The 16722-nt window shown below is 68.9% G+C and carries 15 protein-coding genes and 1 pseudogene; 11 read left to right on the top strand and 5 right to left on the bottom strand.

Features of this window, described 5'->3' with window-relative positions; translation table 11 throughout:
• Positions 1–53: 53 nt before the first annotated feature.
• Positions 54–929: a LytTR family DNA-binding domain-containing protein gene (locus J2W68_RS13085; protein ID WP_310236573.1), complete on the top strand. Its 876-nt coding sequence runs from the start codon at positions 54–56 to the stop codon at positions 927–929.
• A gap of 6 nt (positions 930–935) precedes the next feature.
• On the opposite strand, the gene J2W68_RS13080 is transcribed toward J2W68_RS13085, so the two are convergent.
• Positions 936–2903 carry an esterase/lipase family protein gene (locus J2W68_RS13080; RefSeq protein ID WP_310236571.1) on the bottom strand — a complete coding sequence of 656 codons (1968 nt, stop codon included), beginning with the start codon at positions 2901–2903 and terminating at the stop codon, positions 936–938.
• Entirely contained in the window at positions 2900–3928 is a 1029-nt protein-coding gene (locus J2W68_RS13075; protein ID WP_430539739.1) for a DUF4105 domain-containing protein, read from the bottom strand. The genes J2W68_RS13080 and J2W68_RS13075 overlap by 4 nt, the downstream gene beginning before the upstream one ends.
• Positions 3929–4090: 162 nt before the next feature.
• Here J2W68_RS13075 and xth point away from each other — a divergent pair, with 162 nt between their 5' ends.
• From xth to J2W68_RS13060, 3 genes and pseudogenes are all read left to right on the top strand, one after another.
• Positions 4091–4882, top strand: coding sequence for an exodeoxyribonuclease III (xth, locus tag J2W68_RS13070; RefSeq protein ID WP_310236568.1), 792 nt, complete (start codon positions 4091–4093; stop codon positions 4880–4882).
• Between the two features lie 154 nt (positions 4883–5036).
• Positions 5037–5759 (top strand): annotated as a pseudogene (locus tag J2W68_RS13065) (response regulator transcription factor).
• A gap of 91 nt (positions 5760–5850) precedes the next feature.
• On the top strand, positions 5851–6042 hold the full coding sequence (locus J2W68_RS13060; RefSeq protein WP_310236566.1) for a hypothetical protein: 192 nt from the start codon (positions 5851–5853) through the stop codon (positions 6040–6042).
• Positions 6043–6142: 100 nt separating this feature from the next.
• Here the strand turns inward: J2W68_RS13060 and J2W68_RS13055 are convergent, their stop codons facing one another.
• On the bottom strand, positions 6143–8494 hold the full coding sequence (locus J2W68_RS13055) for a Tex family protein (protein ID WP_310236565.1): 2352 nt from the start codon (positions 8492–8494) through the stop codon (positions 6143–6145).
• 177 nt (positions 8495–8671) lie between these two features.
• Entirely contained in the window at positions 8672–9022 is a 351-nt protein-coding gene (locus tag J2W68_RS13050; protein WP_310236563.1) for a DUF2007 domain-containing protein, read from the bottom strand.
• Between the two features lie 80 nt (positions 9023–9102).
• Here J2W68_RS13050 and J2W68_RS13045 point away from each other — a divergent pair, with 80 nt between their 5' ends.
• The 7 genes from J2W68_RS13045 to J2W68_RS13015 all read left to right on the top strand — a co-directional run bounded on the left by J2W68_RS13045 (position 9103) and on the right by J2W68_RS13015 (position 14409).
• Positions 9103–10437, top strand: a complete 1335-nt coding sequence (locus J2W68_RS13045; RefSeq protein WP_310236561.1) for a sialidase family protein — start codon at positions 9103–9105, stop codon at positions 10435–10437.
• A gap of 280 nt (positions 10438–10717) precedes the next feature.
• A complete protein-coding gene (locus tag J2W68_RS13040; protein WP_430539738.1) occupies positions 10718–11638 on the top strand; it encodes an acyl-CoA dehydrogenase in 921 nt (306 codons plus the stop codon).
• Positions 11626–12405 (top strand): PIG-L deacetylase family protein, encoded by a 780-nt coding sequence (locus tag J2W68_RS13035; RefSeq protein WP_310236557.1) that lies wholly within the window; start codon positions 11626–11628, stop codon positions 12403–12405. Before J2W68_RS13040 ends, J2W68_RS13035 begins: the two co-directional genes overlap by 13 nt.
• A complete protein-coding gene (locus J2W68_RS13030; RefSeq protein ID WP_310236556.1) occupies positions 12402–13004 on the top strand; it encodes a class I SAM-dependent methyltransferase in 603 nt (200 codons plus the stop codon). The genes J2W68_RS13035 and J2W68_RS13030 overlap by 4 nt, the downstream gene beginning before the upstream one ends.
• Complete coding sequence (locus tag J2W68_RS13025) at positions 13001–13729, top strand: glycosyltransferase (RefSeq protein ID WP_310236554.1); 729 nt, start codon at positions 13001–13003, stop codon at positions 13727–13729. Before J2W68_RS13030 ends, J2W68_RS13025 begins: the two co-directional genes overlap by 4 nt.
• Complete coding sequence (locus tag J2W68_RS13020) at positions 13719–13988, top strand: hypothetical protein (RefSeq protein WP_310236552.1); 270 nt, start codon at positions 13719–13721, stop codon at positions 13986–13988. The genes J2W68_RS13025 and J2W68_RS13020 overlap by 11 nt, the downstream gene beginning before the upstream one ends.
• 154 nt (positions 13989–14142) lie before the next feature.
• Positions 14143–14409 carry a hypothetical protein gene (locus J2W68_RS13015; RefSeq protein ID WP_310236550.1) on the top strand — a complete coding sequence of 89 codons (267 nt, stop codon included), beginning with the start codon at positions 14143–14145 and terminating at the stop codon, positions 14407–14409.
• Positions 14410–14525: 116 nt separating this feature from the next.
• Here J2W68_RS13015 and J2W68_RS13010 read toward each other — a convergent pair whose 3' ends face one another.
• The gene (locus tag J2W68_RS13010) at positions 14526–16649 is read right to left on the bottom strand and encodes a catalase (protein WP_310236548.1); all 2124 of its coding nucleotides are present in this window, start codon (positions 16647–16649) and stop codon (positions 14526–14528) included.
• Positions 16650–16722: the final 73 nt, after the last annotated feature.

Below are 16722 nucleotides of genomic sequence, written 5' to 3'. Positions count from 1 at the left end.
CGACAGGGACGAATGGGACGGGCCAGCCCGCCGCCGCTGCCTAGAATGCGGGCATGCCCGAACGTCCCGCCACGCCGCACACAGGCGCAGAGCGCTATCTCGCCATCCGCCGACCGGTCGAGGTCGGTTACTGGCTCATCACCTATCTGCTGTCCGGCGTGGGCAACAGCGTGACCACATGGATGGACGTCGAGCGCCTCGGCCTGGATTACGCCGCATGGGAAGTGGCGAGCTGGGAGGGCGGCAGCGCCATCGCGCTGCTGATGCTGGTGCCGGCGATGGTGTGGTTCACCGCGCGCTGGCCGGTGCACCTGGACAACTGGCGGCGACGCCTGCCGCTGTACGCGGCGGCAAGCGTGGTCTGGTCGATGCTGCACGTCGCATTGATGGTGGCCATCCGCAAGCTGGTCTACGCCTGGCACGGTGGCACGTATGTCTTCGGCGATGCCTTCGTCTACGAGTACCTGAAGGACGCGCGCACCTTTCTTGGCATCGTCGTGGTGCTACATGGGTATCGCCTGCTGGTGCGGCGTCTGCAGGGCGAAGCCTCACTGTTGGCGGCGCCTGACGATGACAGCGCGCCGGTGGAACCGGTCGAGCGACCCTCCCGCTTCCTGGTCCGCAAGCTCGGACGCGAATTCCTGGTGGCCGCCGACGATATCGAATGGATCCAGGCCGCGGGCAACTACGCCAACCTGCACGTGCGCGGCAAGGTCTATCCGCTGCGCAGCACGCTGGCCGAACTCGAGTCACGCCTGGACGCCACGCGCTTCCTGCGCGTGCATCGCAGCCACCTAGTCAACGCCGACCGGATCGCGTCGATCGAGTCACTCGACAGCGGCGATGCGCGCATCCACCTGCACGACGGCACCATCGTGCCCTGCAGCCGACGTCATCGCGAACCGCTGCGTCTGGCGATGGCGCGCTAGGAAGCGTCAATCCCGCGGATGTGCCGCGATGTCCTCATGCAGGATGCGGCGCAGTTCGAGGATCGCCGGAGCCGTCTCCTGCACACTGTGGCCGGAGACGACGACCTTCTCCGATACCGCATCGTCGAGGTGTGCGCTGGGGTAGGGCACGAGGCCGTCGTTGGACTGCGCGAGCGGCACGGTGGGATCGCGCTGGGCGATGATCGTGTGAAGCTTCACCTGCGGCGCGCGCGGGAGTTCGGCGGCGGCGCGGACGAAGGGATCGCTGGCGCTGAGGTTGTCGATGCTGTTGGGAATGCGACCCGTGCGGCCGTCGGGCGTCTGCGCGCTGCCGGCGACTGTCTGCAGCACATCGTCGAAACTTTCCAGGAAGGTCAGCGGCAGGCGCACGAGGCGCGAGATCCAGCGGCCCGCGCGCGTGCCGGCGATGTCGGTGCCGCGATGCGGCGCGGCGATGAAGACCGCGCGTTCGATCTGCGGCATCGGCTCGAAGCGCAGGAACGGTGACAGCCGGCGCTGCACGCGACGCAGATCCGACGGCGCGATCTCGCGATCGGCCATCACCGCATCCCACAGCGCATCGCCCGATGACGACACCATCAGCCGCGCGATGACGCCGCCCATGCTGTGGCCGACGACGACCATGTCCTGCGAGGCGTGTGCGCTGCGGTCGGGATCGAAATGCGCGAGTGCCTCGTTCACCGTCCCACGGATCTGCGCATGGTTGAGCGCGATCGGCATGTTGGTCGGGTAGTAGACCTGCCAGATCTGGAAGTTCTGCCGCAGCATCTCATCGCCGAGCACCTCGTTGGCGACATTGACCCAGGCCTCCGGACTGCTCGCCAGTCCGTGCAGCATCAGCAGGATCCGGCGGTCGGGATCGTAGGGCTGCATCATGTACAGATGCGGCCGATCGATGCCGTGGTCGCGGCCGAACAGCGTGCGCAGCGACTGTGTGGCGAAGCCGGAACGCGCCAGCCACAGGCCGTAGCCGGCGGTGAAGTTCGCGGCCAGCGGCACTTTCTGGCCGTGCATCTGCGCGACGCTGTCGACGTAAGGGTCGTGCACGCTGAGCGCGACCTCGCGCGTGGACATCAACTGCGCCAGATCTGTGGCGGCGAAGCGCAGCAGTACGGTCATCGCCGGCGAAGGCATTTCGCTGTAATCGCGCCGTGGTGGGCGCTGGCGCCGTTGCGCACCGGGTGATGCGTCGCCCGATGCATCGGGCACGACGATCGTCGTCACCGGATCGGGTTGCATCACCGCGACGAGTTCGGCGCCGAAGCCATCGCGCCGGTACACGCTGCGCAGGCCGGCGAACTGCAGCGACGACGCCGGGATGAGCTCCTCCGGCAGGTCCACACCATCGGGCAGGCGCACACCGTCCAGCGTGGTGCGGACCGTCCAGCCGGCCAGCGCCAGCGCTTCGCCCTCGGCGCCTGGCGCGCCCGCGTATCGCGCGAACAGCGCGGTCGCCGCTTCTTGGGTCGCGAGGTTGTAGTAGTCGCGCACCTGGGTCTGCCGGTCTTCGAATGCCCGCTCGCCGGGTGTGCGCGCGCTGAAGAACAGGTAGGCATAGGCGTGACGTGCAACCTCGAACCAGGCGTCGAGCTGCCCATCGGACGGTGGTGCATTGCGCCCGGGCGCAAGCGATAGCGCCCGCTGCACCCACATTTCGGTCAGCGCGGCCATGCGGCGCTCTGCGTCGACGGCGTGCACCGCGTCGAGCGCCTGCAGGCAGTCGTTCTGCGGTCGCATGCACATGCGCTCGTCGAGTCCGGCGACGCGCAGCATCTCGCGCGTCGCGGCGCTGAGTTCGCCGGTAGTGAGGATGTCGCCGCGCTTGATCGCAATGTACTCGCCAGGCGCAATCGATTTCACGTCGACCATCGCCAGCGAACAGCCGGCAAGCGCGAGCACCAGCAGGAGGGTTGTAGCGCTGCGGATCCATCCTGGAATGGGCTGCATGGTCATCGGGTTTCGGACTCCGGAATGCCGGGCACGCCGCGCCGGATCGCGCGGGAAAAGTCGGGATCGCGGTCGGCATCGCGCGCGCGGTCGGTGATGCGGCCGGCCGCTTCTAGCCGTGCGAACGGCCCCTGGCCGGCGAGCCCGCCGTGCGCATGCGTGTACTGCCCGAACCAGCCCGACAGCAGCAGGCGGATATCGAGCGGCAGGCCCGGCGCGATGTGCCGGGCGATGTCGAAGACGATCGTCGTGCAGTTGCTGGTCACGGTGTTGTAGAAACGCGGCGCCTGCTGCAGCGTGCCGGCCTCATCGACGTAGGCGAGAAACAGCGTGCGCAGCTGTTCGCGCGGAATCGCCAGCCGGTACAGGTACACGTCCTCGTCGCGCACGTTGCTGCGCACCCGCACGATGTCGCGCTCGTCGGCGGCGATCAGCACCGCCTCGAACTGTTTGAAGAAACCGCCGATCGCCGAGAACGATTCGTGGCGCTCCTTGCGGATCTCCAGCGAGAACACCACGCGGCTGCCATCGTCGAAGCCGAACGACACCAGCGTGTGCGCGATCGCCGGGCCCATCCAGTACGACATCACCAGATCGGCGGATGCCAGTCGATCGAGATCGTAGCGGCGCGTCTCCCATCGCGGCACCGGATCACCGTTGCGGGTCCAGTCGAAGTTGCGCACATTGCGCAGGGTCACGCGGCTGCCTTCGACGTCGGCATCCAGCAGGCGCGCGACGTCATCCGACCAGTCGCGGTCCTGCATCGGCAGCACGGTCTGCCACCAACCCAGCAGTACCAGTGTGGCGACCAGGCCGGCGCCCAGGACACGACCGCGTCGCGGCTGCGGCAGGCGGCCCGCCAGTGCCAGCAGCATCGCGACGCCGAGCACGCTCCACAGGGGCAGCCACAGCCAGCGCAGCGGCGCCTGGTACCACAGCGCGCCGATGCCCGACAGCACGAACACGCCCACTGCCATGCACAGCAGCACACGCAGAGCACGACGCAGTGCGACGCGTGCCGCGGCCATCAGGGCACCGTCCCCGGCCCGCACGGAGCGGTGTGGCGCATGGGTAGGCAGTGGCGGTGTATCGGCATGCGGCGATTGTGGTGCAGGACGGCGCGGGGTCGGTAGCTGCGCCCGTCACCTGCGGCGCTGTAGAACGTCGGCAACGCAGTTGACGGGATCATCCGCATGGCCAGGAAGAAAACCCTCAAGCTGGCGACGTTCAATGTCAATGGCATCGGGACGCGCCTGCCCAACCTGCTCGAATGGCTGGCGCACGAGACCCCCGACATCGTCGCGCTGCAGGAGCTCAAGGCCACCGACGAGGCCTTCCCGGCCGCGGAGATCGAAGCGGCCGGCTACGGCGCCATCTGGCATGGGCAACGTGCCTGGAACGGCGTCGCGCTGCTCGGGCGCGGCGTGGAACCGGTGGAGAGCCGACGCGGCTTGCCGGGCGATCTGGACGATGCGCAGAGTCGCTACATCGAGGCGGCGGTGCACGGTATCATCGTCGGCGCGCTGTACCTGCCCAACGGCAATCCGCAGCCGGGACCGAAGTTCGACTACAAGCTCGCGTGGATGCAGCGCCTGCAGCGGCATGCGAAGACGCTCGTCGATCTGGAGCATCCCGCCGCGCTGGTCGGCGACTTCAACGTCATTCCCACCGACAACGACGTCTATGACGCGAAGGCCTGGAAGAAGGACGCGCTGATCCAGCCAGAGGTGCGGCAGGCCTATTTCGATCTGCTCGCGCAGGGCTGGACTGATGCGCTGGCCGAGGTGTTCGGTGACGAGCAGGTGTTCACCTTCTGGGACCATTTCCGCCAGCACGCCGAGCGCGACCGCGGCCTGCGCATCGACCATCTGCTGCTCAACCCCGTGCTCGCTGGCGGTCTGGAGTCGGTCGGCGTGGACCGCTGGGTCCGCCTGCAGCCGCGCGCCAGCGACCACGCGCCCACATGGGTCGAACTGCGCCGGTAATCGACATCGATACTGGCGCAGGCCGCAGGTCCGCGCCTCGATGATCGCAAGCGGCATCGGACGCGCTTTGTGTATGCGCCCGCGTCACGCCCCAGCGGACCGCGGCCTGTATGACGGGTGGGTGGCCACCTTCGGACACATCGAGGGGCAGGCCATGCAAACGTCCAGGAACGACAACGGTGTCGTGCTGATCGTGGAAGACGACGCCAGGCTGGCATTGCTGACCGGGGAATGGCTGGTGCGCCGCGGGTACGCCATCGATTACGCCCGTGACGGCATCGAAGCACTCAATCGTGTGGCCGCCCAGCGTTACGACGCGATCCTGCTGGATGTCACGCTGCCCCGGTTGGGGGGCATCGAAGTGTGCCGGCAGTTGCGCGCGGCCGCGCATACGGTCACGCCAATTCTGATGCTGTCCGCACTGACGACGCTGGAGGCCAAGCTGGCCGGCCTGGACGCGGGCGCCGACGATTAACTGACCAAGCCGTTCGCGCCCGCGGAACTCGGCGCGCGCCTCGACGCCCTGCTGCGGCGTAGCCGCGCGGAAGTGGGCCAGACGGTCATCGCACTCGACGATCTGCGCGTGGATCCAGGCTCCGGACGCGTGACCCGCGGTGGCCGCGCGCTGCCGGTGCTGCCGATGGGCCTGAAGATCCTGGCGACGCTGATGCGGCATCACCCGCGCGTGGTCAAGCGCGCGGAACTGCAATCCGCGATCTGGGGCTCGCGACTGCCGAAGTCGGATGCACTGCGCAGCCACATGTACCAGCTGCGGCGCACGCTCAACGACGGGTTCGACGAGCCGCTGATCGTGACGCTGCCGGGCACCGGCTTTCGGTTCCGCGCGCCGCGACCGGACGAGCCACTCCAGGTCTGACGCGTCGTCAGGTCAGGTGCCGGGTCCGAACGAACGCCTGCACGAGGCTGCGTTGCCCGGCCGATGACACGCAGCCGCGCATACTGCGCCGATGACGAGTTCCGACCGCAAGAACGCGCCTGCCGCGCGCAACGCCCACGCCCTGTCCCTGGTCGCACGTGGCCGCGCGCACTCGCTGGAAGCCCGGCTGTCGATCTCGACCGGCGGCCTGCTCGCGGTCGGCGCGCTGGTGTCGGGCATCCTGCTCGGCGTCACCGCGATCATCGTCGCGTCGACGCGGTAGCTGCCGGACGGCACCACGCCCCGCGACCTGTAAGCACGGGCGGGCGATTGCCTGCACCACCATCAGCACGTCTGCGACGCCCGGACGATGTGTCCGCGAGTCAGCGCCCGCGTGCGCGTGCGAACGCGTCGGCCAGTGCGTTGTTGCTCCGCGCGGCCGCGGTCTGCGGTGGTTTCCCGCCGGGGCGTCCGCCGCGCGGACCGCCAGGACCACGCGATGCGTTGCGATCCTCCCGCGAATCGCGCGCCGGCTTCTCGCCCGGCACATCATCGAGCCGCCGCGTCAGTGCGATGCGCTTGCGCAGCACGTCGACCTCCAGCACCTTCACCTTAACGATGTCACCGGCCTTGACCACGTCGCGCGGATCCTTGACGAAGGTGTCCGACAGCGCCGAGATGTGCACCAGGCCATCCTGGTGCACGCCGATGTCGACGAACGCACCGAACGCGGCGACGTTGCTGACCACGCCTTCGAGGATCATGCCGACCTGCAGGTCCTTGATGTCCTCGACGCCGTCGGCGAACTGCGCGGCCTTGAACTCCGGACGCGGATCGCGGCCCGGCTTCTCGAGTTCCTTCAGGATGTCGCGCACCGTCGGCACGCCGAACGTCGCGTCGGTGAACTGCTCGGGCTTGAGCGAGCGCACGAACGCGCCGTCACCGATGAGCTGCCTCACGTCGCGACCGCTGCTGCCGGCGATGCGCTCGACCACCGGATAGGCTTCCGGATGCACCGACGAGGCGTCTAGCGGTTCGTCGCCGTCGGCGATGCGCAGAAAGCCCGCGCACTGCTCGAAGGTCTTCTCGCCCAGACGCGGCACCTTGAGCAAATCCTTGCGGCGCTTGAACGGTCCGTTCGCATCGCGATGCACGACGATGTTCTCGGCCACGCCACTCGACAGGCCTGCCACGCGCGCAAGCAACGCGCCCGATGCGGTGTTGACGTGCACGCCGACCGCGTTCACGCAGTCCTCGACGCGCGCATCCAGTGCGCGGGCCAGGCGGTACTGGTCGACATCGTGCTGGTACTGGCCGACGCCAATCGCCTTGGGATCGATCTTGACCAGCTCGGCCAGCGGATCCTGCAGGCGCCGCGCGATCGACACGGCGCCGCGGATCGACACGTCGAGGTTCGGGAATTCCTTCGCAGCCGTTTCCGACGCCGAATACACCGACGCACCTGCCTCGCTGACGACGATCTTCTGCAGTTTGAGCTCCGGCGCCAGCTTGATGACATCGGCGGCGAGGCGATCGGTTTCGCGCGAGGCCGTGCCGTTGCCGATCGCGATCAACTGCACGCCGTGCTGCGCGCACAACGTGCGCAGCGTGTGCACCGACTGGTCCCACTGCTTGCGCGGCTCGTGCGGATAGATCGTGTCGGTCGCGACGAGCTTGCCGGTCGCATCGACCACCGCGATCTTGCAGCCGGTGCGGATGCCCGGATCGAGACCGAGCACGGTCTTCGGGCCGGCGGGCGCCGCCAGCAGCAGGTCCTTGAGGTTGTCGCCGAAGACGTTGATCGCTTCGGCCTCGGCCTTCTCGCGCGCCTTGCCGAACAGGTCGATCATCAGGTGCAGGTGGATCTTCGCGCGCCATGCGAGGCGACAGACGTTGAGCAGCCAGGCGTCGGCATTGCGACCCTGCGCGGCGATGCCGGCATGGCGCGCGATGCGGCCTTCGGCATAGGCGTTGCCCTGTTCCGGATCGGCGCCGGGCTCGAGCTCCAGGGTCAGGAACTCTTCGCGGCGGCCGCGGAACAGCGCGAGCAGGCGATGCGAGGGAATCTTCGCCAGTGGTTCGGCGTGGTCGAAGTAATCGCGGAACTTCTCGCCCGCGGTTTCCTTGCCGGCGGCCACCTTGGCGCGGATCACGCCGTTGGCGTCCAGCCAGTCGCGCAGCTCGCCGAGCAGCGTCGCGTCCTCGCCCCACCGCTCCATCAGAATCGCGCGCGCGCCTTCCAGTGCAGCCTTCGCATCGGCGACGCCTTTCTCCGCGTCGACGAAGCCGGCGGCGAATGTGTCCGGCACCAGCGTCGGATCGGCCAGCAGGCCATCGGCCAGCGGCTCCAGTCCGGCCTCGCGCGCGATCTGCGCGCGCGTGCGGCGTTTCTGCTTGTACGGCAGATACAGATCTTCCAGTCGCGCCTTGCTGTCGGCGGCTTCGATATCGGCGCGCAGCTCGGGGTTGAGCTTGCCCTGCTCGTCGATGCTGGAGAGGATCGCCGCGCGGCGGTCTTCGAGTTCGCGCAAGTAAGACAGGCGCACTTCGAGATCGCGCAGCTGGGTGTCGTCGAGCCCGCCGGTGACTTCCTTGCGGTAGCGCGCGATGAACGGCACGGTCGCACCTTCATCCAGCAGCGCAATCGCGGCGATCGCCTGCGCGGGCTGCGCGCCGATCTCGGCGGCGATGGTGTCGGCAATTCTATGGGCGAGGGCGGCATCAGGCTTGGACATGGGTTCCACACGGGCTCGCGGCAGCAGCGCCGCGCGGCGATTGTGGCAACCCGCTCCGGTCGGCGGTACCCGTTGACAGATGCACCGGTTGGCACTCCGTAGGCGCGCACGCACTTGCGCGCAATGAAGCTGTCACGGTCACATCATTCGCGCGCCCACAGGCAGGCGGACGTGCCGTTACGGCCGCCGGCGCCAGGGCAACGGAATCTGGAACAGCATCAGCGCGATCCACGCCAGGCGGCTGGAGCCGCTTTCGCGCGTGGCCGGCAGCGGCGCGTCCGCCTCGGGATCGTCCTCGGCGCCGAGCTGGAATTCGCCGGCATCGAGCCGCCGGATGAGGTCCTGCGCCTGTTCGAACTGGTCGTCGCGCACGTGCAACTTCACCCCGCCGATCGCCAGCCGCCACTCCCAGTTCGCCAGCGCCATGTTAGCGTCGCCCAGATGCACGTCGATGCCCTCTGCCTGCAGCAGGCCGCAGGCGATCTGCGCTTCGATCGGGTCGGCGTAACGGGCGACGATGACGCTCATGGGCGGGTGTGTGGACGCGCGTACATGCGCGGAAGGGTAACCTTGCGCACTGAATCCGACGCTCACGTGGAGCCTGGTGCATGTCTGCTTTCGATCGTCCCGCACGCCTCTCGCGCCTGCGCAACGTCCTCGCGGTGTCGACCGCTGCACTGCTGCTCGCAGCCTGTGGCAGCGACGCGCCCGAGCAGGCGGCCGCGCGCACCGCGACCACCGATGTGACCGCGCCGAGCGAGATCGTCGACTGGGCATTGCCGGAAACCGGCGCCGGCTCCGCGTCGCCAGATCTCGTTGCCGGCCCGGACGGCGTGCTGATGCTGAGCTGGGTGAACTCGCGCGAAGGCCGCCGGCACGTGTTCCAGTTCTCGCGCTTCGATCCCGCGCAGCAGCGCTGGCGCAATGCGCCGACGACGATCGCGATCGGCAACCGCATGTTCGTCAACTGGGCCGACACGCCGCACGTGCAGGCCACCGCCGATGGCGCGCTGTGGGCGCACTGGCTGCAGAAGAACGGCGACGCGCCGTATGCCTACGACATTGCACTTGTGCGTTCTCGCGACGGCGGCGCGAACTGGGGTGCCTACACCGTGCCGCACGATGACGGCACGCAGACCGAGCACGGCTTCGTGTCGATGTGGCCGCAGGGCGACGGCATCGGCATCGCGTGGCTCGATGGTCGCAACACGGTGGGCGCGAGTCACGAAGGCCACGATTCGCCGGCAGGGCATGCCTCGCCTGGCGAAGGTCGGCCGATGACGCTGCGCGCTGCGAGCTTCGACGCGACGCTGCGCAAGACCGGCGAGCAGGAAATCGATGCCAGCGTCTGCGACTGCTGTCAGACCGCCGCGGCGGTCACCGCGCAGGGTCCGGTGCTGGTCTATCGCGGACGCAGCGACGGCGAAGTGCGCGACATCATGGTCACGCGCCGCGAGGGCGACGCCTGGACGACGCCGATGGCCGTGCACGCCGACAACTGGGTGATGCCGGCCTGCCCGGTCAATGGCCCGGATGTGGCGGCCGTGGACAGCGCCGTCGTCGTGGCGTGGTACAGCGCGCAGACCGGCACGCCGCAGGTGCAGATCGCCCGCAGCGACGATGCCGGCACGACGTTCGCGGCGCCGGTCGTGCTCGACAGCGACACTGCCGTGCAGGGACGCGTCGCCGTCGCGCTCGACGGCCAGCAGGCTTGGGCGATGTGGCTGCGCGAGGATGCAGCCGGTGCGCAGTCGCTGTGGCTGTCGCGCCGCAGCCCGGATCTGGCGACCGAGTACGAACGCATCGAGGTCGCGCGCCCGCAGGGCCGCGGTCGCGGCACCGGTTTCCCACAGCTCCAGGTTGTCGACGGGCAGGCGTATGTCGTGTGGACCGATGTCGTCGACGGCGCACCGACACTGCGCGGCGTGCGTGTGTTGCGCTGACGCAAGCCAGGCTGCGCAACGGCGACGCGCCGGTTGCGCAAGCAGATGTGCCTGCTTGCGTGCGGTAGCGCACATGGCAACGGACCGGGGTGCGATTTCGGCGTAGCGCCAGACGCAGGCGCCGCATGAACGCGGTCGACTCGCGCTGCTGTCACCCGCGCGGGCGCACGGTAGGCACAGACCGTCTTCTGGATCTTCCGTGCCTTCTTCCTTCCCTTCGCCGCAGCCTGTGGCGACGACTGCGTGTGCGCATGCGCTGGACGTGTTCGTCCGCGATGCGATGGCGCGCCATCCCACACTGCCGCTGCCGGGCCATGGCGACACGCTGACCCGCTGGCGTCGTCTGGCGGAGATCGCGGCGCAGGACGTCTGCGGCATCAAGGTGCTCGAGGCGCATTACGACGCGCTGGCGATCCTGACCGAGCTGGGTGCGCCGGAACGCGCGCTCGAGGGCGCGTTGCTGCATGCCGTGTGGGCGGCGGAGCCGCCGGACGCGCGTCTGGAGTTCACGCCGGGCGTGGACGGCATCGGCACCCTCAACGGCATCAAGGCCTGGTGCTCGGGCGCGGACCTTGTCGACGCGGCGCTGGTCACCGCGCATGACGGCGACACGCGCGTCCTCGTGCAGATCATGCGCGATGCGCCGGGCATCACGCCGGTGCCCGGGCACTGGCAGGCGGTCGGCATGGCGCGTGTCGAGAGCGGACGCCTGTCGTTCCAGAACGTCGCAGCGGTGCAGATCGGCGCGGCCGGCGACTACCTCGCGCGGCCCGGCTTCTGGCACGGCGGCGGTGGCATCGCCGCGTGCTGGTTCGGCGCCGCGACCGCGATTGCCGAGACGCTGCGCCGCGATGCGCGCGCGGCCAACAGTCCGCATGCGATGGCGCACCTCGGCGCGATCGACATGGCGCTGTCCGCGGCCGCGAGTCTGCTGCGCGACACCGCGACCGCGATCGACCTCGAACCCGATGCGCCCCACGCCACGGCGATCACCCGCGTGCGCAGCGTGGTGGAACGCGCAGCCACCGACGTCGTCGACCGTGTCGGACGCGCGCTCGGCCCGGGTCCACTGTGCGAAGACGGTGCCCATGCGCAGCGCTGCGCGGACCTGACCACCTTCCTCCGGCAGAGCCACGCCGAGCGCGACTGGGCGGCACTGGGCGCAGCGGCGCAAGGCCGGGAGGCGACGTGGCAGCTGTGAGTCTGGAATCGCAGCACGATGCGCCGCGGATTGCGGGTGACGGTGTGCCGGAATCGGCGTGGCGGCGCTCTGCATGGCTGGCTGCGCTGCCTGCGCAGTCCGCCTCGGACTGGCTGGCCGGCGTCGCCCGGTTGGTGATCGTATCGCCGCATCCCGACGACGAAGCGCTGGGCTGTGGCGGATTGATCGCCACCGCATGCGCGATCGGCCTGCCGGTGCGTGTCGTTTCGGTGACCGATGGCGAAGCGTGCTATCCGGATTCGCCGGTGTGGCCGGCGCAACGTCTGCGCATCGTGCGTCGACGGGAGCTCGAATGTGCGCTGGCGATCCTCGGCGTCGAGATCGATGGGATCGACACGCTGGACATCGGCGACGGCCGCGTCAGCGAACGCGAATCCGCACTCGTCCGGGCGCTCGCACCGGTGTTGCACACGGGTGACCGCGTCCTGACGACCTGGCGCGGCGACGGGCATCCCGATCACGAAGCCACGGCGCGCGCGGTCGAACGTGCCGCGGCGGAGCGGGGTGCGAGGGTGGTGCAGTTTCCGGTCTGGGCGTGGCACTGGCTGTCGCCGGATGTGCCGGTCTCGCCGCTGCCGGGCGCGCAGCGTCTCGTGCTGACGCCTGCAGCGTGCCGCGCCAAGGCCGCCGCACTCGGATGTTTCGTCTCCCAGCTGCACGACGACAGGCCCGGCATGCCGGCCCCGATCCTGCCGCCGCACGTGCTCGAACGCTTCGATCGCGATTTCGAAGTGGTGCTGCCATGAGCGCCGCCACGCCCAGCGAATATTTCGACGCGATCTACGCGCACGACGATCCCTTCGGGTATCGCGAGCGCTGGTACGAAGCGCGGAAGCGTGCGCTGCTGCTCGCGAGCCTGCCGGCGCAGCGCTTCGGACGCGTCTGGGAGATCGGCTGCTCGAACGGCGAACTGACCGCCGAGCTGGCGACGCGTTGCGATCAGCTGATCGCGACCGATCTCAATGCACGTGCAGTCGCGCTCGCCACCGCGCGCACGCAGATGCACGACCACGTCGACGTGCGCCAGGCGCGCCATCCCGACACCTGGCCCGATGGCCTGTTCGATCTCGTGGTCTTCAGCGAAGTGGGCTATTACCTCGACGTCGACACGTTGACGCGCATGGCGCGGCGATTGAAGTCCAGCCTGCGCGGGGACGGCGTACTGGTGGCCTGCCACTGGCTCGCTCCGTTCCCGCAGGCGCCGCAATCCGGTCGCGACGTGCACCGCCTGCTGCGCCGCGAACTCGGCATGCAGCGCATGTTCGGCTACGGCGATGCCGACGTGCGACTCGACGGCTGGGCCCTGCACGGCGCGTCGGTCGCGCAGCGGGCGGGCCTGAGATGATCGGCGTCGTCATTCCCGCGCACAACGAGGAAGCCTGCATCGCCGCATGCCTGGCATCGGTGCAGATCGCCGCGCACTGCGAGGCGCTCGGCGGAGAAGATGTGGTCATCGTCGTTGCCCTGGACCGCTGCAGCGACCGCACGGCCGCGATCGTCGCCGCGTGCGGCGTGCGCAACGTGGTGGTGCACGACGGCAACGTCGGCCTCGCCCGCGCTGCCGGCGCGGCGTTCGTGATCGGGCTGGGCGCGCGCTGGGTCGCGTGTACCGATGCGGATTCGCGCGTGCCGCGCGACTGGCTGGCCTGCCAGATCGCCTGCGCCGCCGATGCGTTCTGCGGCATCGTCACCGTCGACGACTGGCTCGACTACGACGACACCGTGCGCACGCAGTTCGGCACGGTCGAAGAACAGCACGACGGCCATCCGCATGTGCACGGCGCGAACATGGGATTCAGCGTGGCGATGTACCTGCGCTGCGGTGGCTTCCCGCCGCTGTCCGCGCACGAGGATGTGGCGATGGTCGATGCACTGCATCGGGCCGGCGCGCGCATCGCGCGGCGTGCGTCACCCGTCGTGATCACCAGTGCGCGGCGCGTGGCGCGGGCGCATGGCGGTTTCGCCGATTACCTGCTCGCGCTCGAGGCGCGCACGCGCGCGATCGTGTCTCCGCTGCTCGAGACCGCTGTCCCCGATTTCGATGTGGACTCCGGCCCCCATGCCGCCTGAAGTCGTCGGCTGGGCCGCCTCCGCCGTGCTGCTGGCGACGCTGATCCGGCAGATCGCGACGCAGCTGCGCGACGGCAGTGCGCAGGGCGTGTCGCACTGGTTGTTCGTGGGCCAGATCACCGCCTCGGTCGGCTTCGTGACCTACAGCGCGCTGGTCGGAGACTGGGTCTTCATCGTCACCAATGCCTGCATTCTTGCGACTGCGATCGTCGGCCAGGTGCTGACGTCCCGGCGCAGGCGCGCGGCACCCGAGGATTGATGCCCGGTGCAGATTGCGTGGTGACGGGAGTCCCGATGAACGATCCGCGCAGTCGTACGTCGCATCCGGAGTCGAGTGCAGATGACCCCGTAGGATTCACGCCTGATCGATCCCGCGCACCCGAAGATCGACGCTGATGATCGCGGAGACATGCATGAGTACCTACACGCTGCAATACGACATGGGCCTGCGCTTCTGGGTGCTCACCGACACGCAGGGCCAGACGCTGGCGACGTATCTGAGCCGCGCGACCGCGCTGCGCGATGAAGTGGTACGGGGGGTGATCGAACGCGGCTGCATCCTGCGGATCCGCAATGCGGATGGCAGTTACGAGCCGGTCGATTCACCAGCAGCGCTGGCCCCAGAGGCGGTCGCCGGCTTGAGCGGGCCCGTGCTGGCGACTGGTGCTGCAGCCGCCTGACCGCGACGCCGGATGACGCAAACGAAGAAGGGTGCCGCGAGGCACCCTTCTTCTTGTTTCGAGTATCTGGAAAGCCGGGACGCGCCGGTTGGCGGCGCCCCGGCCGACATGCCGGCTCAGGCCAGCATGCGCACCTTCTTCTCGCGGTCCCACTGCCGGGTCTTCGCCTGGGTGATGAAGCCCTTGGCATCGCCGGCATCGAGCACGCCCGCATCCTTGGCGATGCCGCCGGCCTTGAGGACCGCCTGGGCGCCGTCGTCGGCGGCGATGGCCTTCAGGTGTCCGAACGCATCCCGCACCCAGTCGACCGCGGCCGCTTCGCGCGACAGTTGCTTGCCGGCATCCGCCGACAGCACCACGGCGACCGCATCGAACACGGTCGACGGCGTGCCGGCGAGCTGGCCATCGGCCGGCATCCGCTTGCCGTCGGAGAGCTTGGCGCCGCCGAGCTTCGGCGCGACGATCTTGACCATCGCGCCCGCGCTTTCCGCGGCCTTGCGCAGCGCCTTGACCGTGGCGGCATCGGAGCCGTCGTGGACCAGGATGCCGACACAGCGGCCCTGCAGCGTGTCGCGCATGCGATCGATGATGCGCAGCGCGGGCGAGACCGCCATGTCCTGCGGCTGCACGCGCGCCTCGGGCGCCGGCGGCAGCGCATCCATGCCGAGACCGTCGGCCACGCGCTGGGCGAGCGTCGGATCGACATGACGCAGATGGCCGACGATGGCCTCGCGCACGTGCGCCGTCTCGACCTTCGACAGTTCGAACACCAGCGCGCTCGCCATGTGCGCCTGCTCGATCGCGCTCTGGCTGCGGAAGAACAGGCGCGCCTGGCTGTAGTGGTCGGCGAAGCTGTCCGGCCGCACGCGACCCTTGACGCCGTCATCGACGGTCGCGTGGTGGCGATACCCGGCCTCGCGCGACGCACGCGGGCTGTCGCCCTGCAGTGAGCTCGGCTCGTAATTCACCCGGCCCTTGGGCACCTGCATCTGCATGTGGCCGTCGCGCTGGTTGTTGGCGAACGGACACTTCGGCGCATTGACCGGGATCTGGTGGAAATTCGGGCCACCCAGGCGCGAGAGCTGCGTATCGAGATACGAGAACAGGCGACCCTGCAGCAGTGGATCGTTGCTGAAGTCGATGCCGGGCACGATGTTCGCCGGGCAGTAGGCCACCTGCTCGGTCTCGGCGAAGAAGTTGTCCGGCCAGCGGTCCAGTGTCATGCGGCCGATGACCTGCAGCGGCACCAGTTCCTCGGGAATCAGCTTGGTCGCATCGAGATGGTCGAACGGGAACGCGTCGGCCTCTTCCTCGGTGAACAGCTGCACCGCGAGATCCCATGCCGGGAAATCACCGGCCTGGATCGCCTCGAACAGGTCGCGGCGATGGAAGTCGTTGTCGGCGGCCTGCAGTTTCAGCGCTTCGTCCCACACCGTGGACTGGATGCCCAGCGTCGGGCGCCAGTGGAACTTCACGAAGGTGCTGTTGCCGTCCGCGTCGAGGAGGCGGAACGAATGCACGCCGAAGCCTTCGATCGTGCGCAGCGAGCGCGGGATCGTGCGGTCGCTCATCGCCCACATGATCATGTGCATCGATTCTGGGGTCAGCGAGATGAAGTCCCAGAAGGTGTCGTGCGCGCTGGCGGCCTGCGGAAAACCGCGGTCGGGCTCCATCTTCACCGAGTGCACCACGTCCGGGAACTTCATCGCGTCCTGGATGAAGAACACCGGGATGTTGTTGCCGACCAGATCCCAGTTGCCTTCCTGGGTATAGAACTTCACCGAGAATCCGCGCACGTCGCGCGGCGTGTCGACCGAGCCGGCGCCGCCGGCGACCGTGGAGAAGCGGGTGAACACCGGCGTCTTCGTGCCGACCTCGGTGAGGATGCGCGCGGTGGTGTACTGCGAGAGCGACTTCGTCAGCTCGAACGTGCCGTGCGCCGCGGTGCCGCGGGCGTGCACGATGCGCTCGGGGATGCGCTCGTGATCGAAGTGGGTGATCTTCTCGCGGAGGATGAAATCCTCCAGCAGCGCCGGGCCGCGCGGACCGCCGGACTTCAGCGAATTCTGGTTGTCGGCGACCGGGATGCCCTGGTTCGTCGTCAGTTGCGGGTGGGTGCCGCCGGCCTGCTGCTGCAGTTCGTCGCCTTCGCCGCGCAGATCGGTGGCCTCGCGTGCAGGTGTCTTGCCGGTCGTCGGCGGTTTGCGGGACGTGGCGGGGGCTGGCGTCTTGCTGGCCATGGGTCGGGCTCCGGGGGATGATCACGCAGCGTGGGCGCATCCTCGTGAGCGCACCGTGCACTGGGCGCATTCG

The organism is Luteimonas terrae (genome assembly GCF_031457535.1).
Taxonomy (GTDB): domain Bacteria; phylum Pseudomonadota; class Gammaproteobacteria; order Xanthomonadales; family Xanthomonadaceae; genus Luteimonas; species Luteimonas terrae_A.
Note: the sequence above shows the minus strand (reverse complement) of the source record. Positions and strands in the feature narration are given on the sequence as shown.

Bases quoted from the DNA above. Each gene is read 5' to 3' on its own strand.
- J2W68_RS13085 (WP_310236573.1), top strand. From the start codon at position 54: ATGCCCGAACGTCCCGCCACGCCGCACACAGGCGCAGAGCGCTATCTC.
- J2W68_RS13080 (WP_310236571.1), bottom strand. From the start codon at position 2,903: ATGACCATGCAGCCCATTCCAGGATGGATCCGCAGCGCTACAACCCTC.
- xth (WP_310236568.1), top strand. From the start codon at position 4,091: ATGGCCAGGAAGAAAACCCTCAAGCTGGCGACGTTCAATGTCAATGGC.
- J2W68_RS13060 (WP_310236566.1), top strand. From the start codon at position 5,851: ATGACGAGTTCCGACCGCAAGAACGCGCCTGCCGCGCGCAACGCCCAC.
- J2W68_RS13055 (WP_310236565.1), bottom strand. From the start codon at position 8,494: ATGTCCAAGCCTGATGCCGCCCTCGCCCATAGAATTGCCGACACCATC.
- J2W68_RS13050 (WP_310236563.1), bottom strand. From the start codon at position 9,022: ATGAGCGTCATCGTCGCCCGTTACGCCGACCCGATCGAAGCGCAGATC.
- J2W68_RS13045 (WP_310236561.1), top strand. From the start codon at position 9,103: ATGTCTGCTTTCGATCGTCCCGCACGCCTCTCGCGCCTGCGCAACGTC.
- J2W68_RS13040 (WP_430539738.1), top strand. From the start codon at position 10,718: ATGGCGCGCCATCCCACACTGCCGCTGCCGGGCCATGGCGACACGCTG.
- J2W68_RS13030 (WP_310236556.1), top strand. From the start codon at position 12,402: ATGAGCGCCGCCACGCCCAGCGAATATTTCGACGCGATCTACGCGCAC.
- J2W68_RS13025 (WP_310236554.1), top strand. From the start codon at position 13,001: ATGATCGGCGTCGTCATTCCCGCGCACAACGAGGAAGCCTGCATCGCC.
- J2W68_RS13020 (WP_310236552.1), top strand. From the start codon at position 13,719: ATGCCGCCTGAAGTCGTCGGCTGGGCCGCCTCCGCCGTGCTGCTGGCG.
- J2W68_RS13015 (WP_310236550.1), top strand. From the start codon at position 14,143: ATGAGTACCTACACGCTGCAATACGACATGGGCCTGCGCTTCTGGGTG.
- J2W68_RS13010 (WP_310236548.1), bottom strand. From the start codon at position 16,649: ATGGCCAGCAAGACGCCAGCCCCCGCCACGTCCCGCAAACCGCCGACG.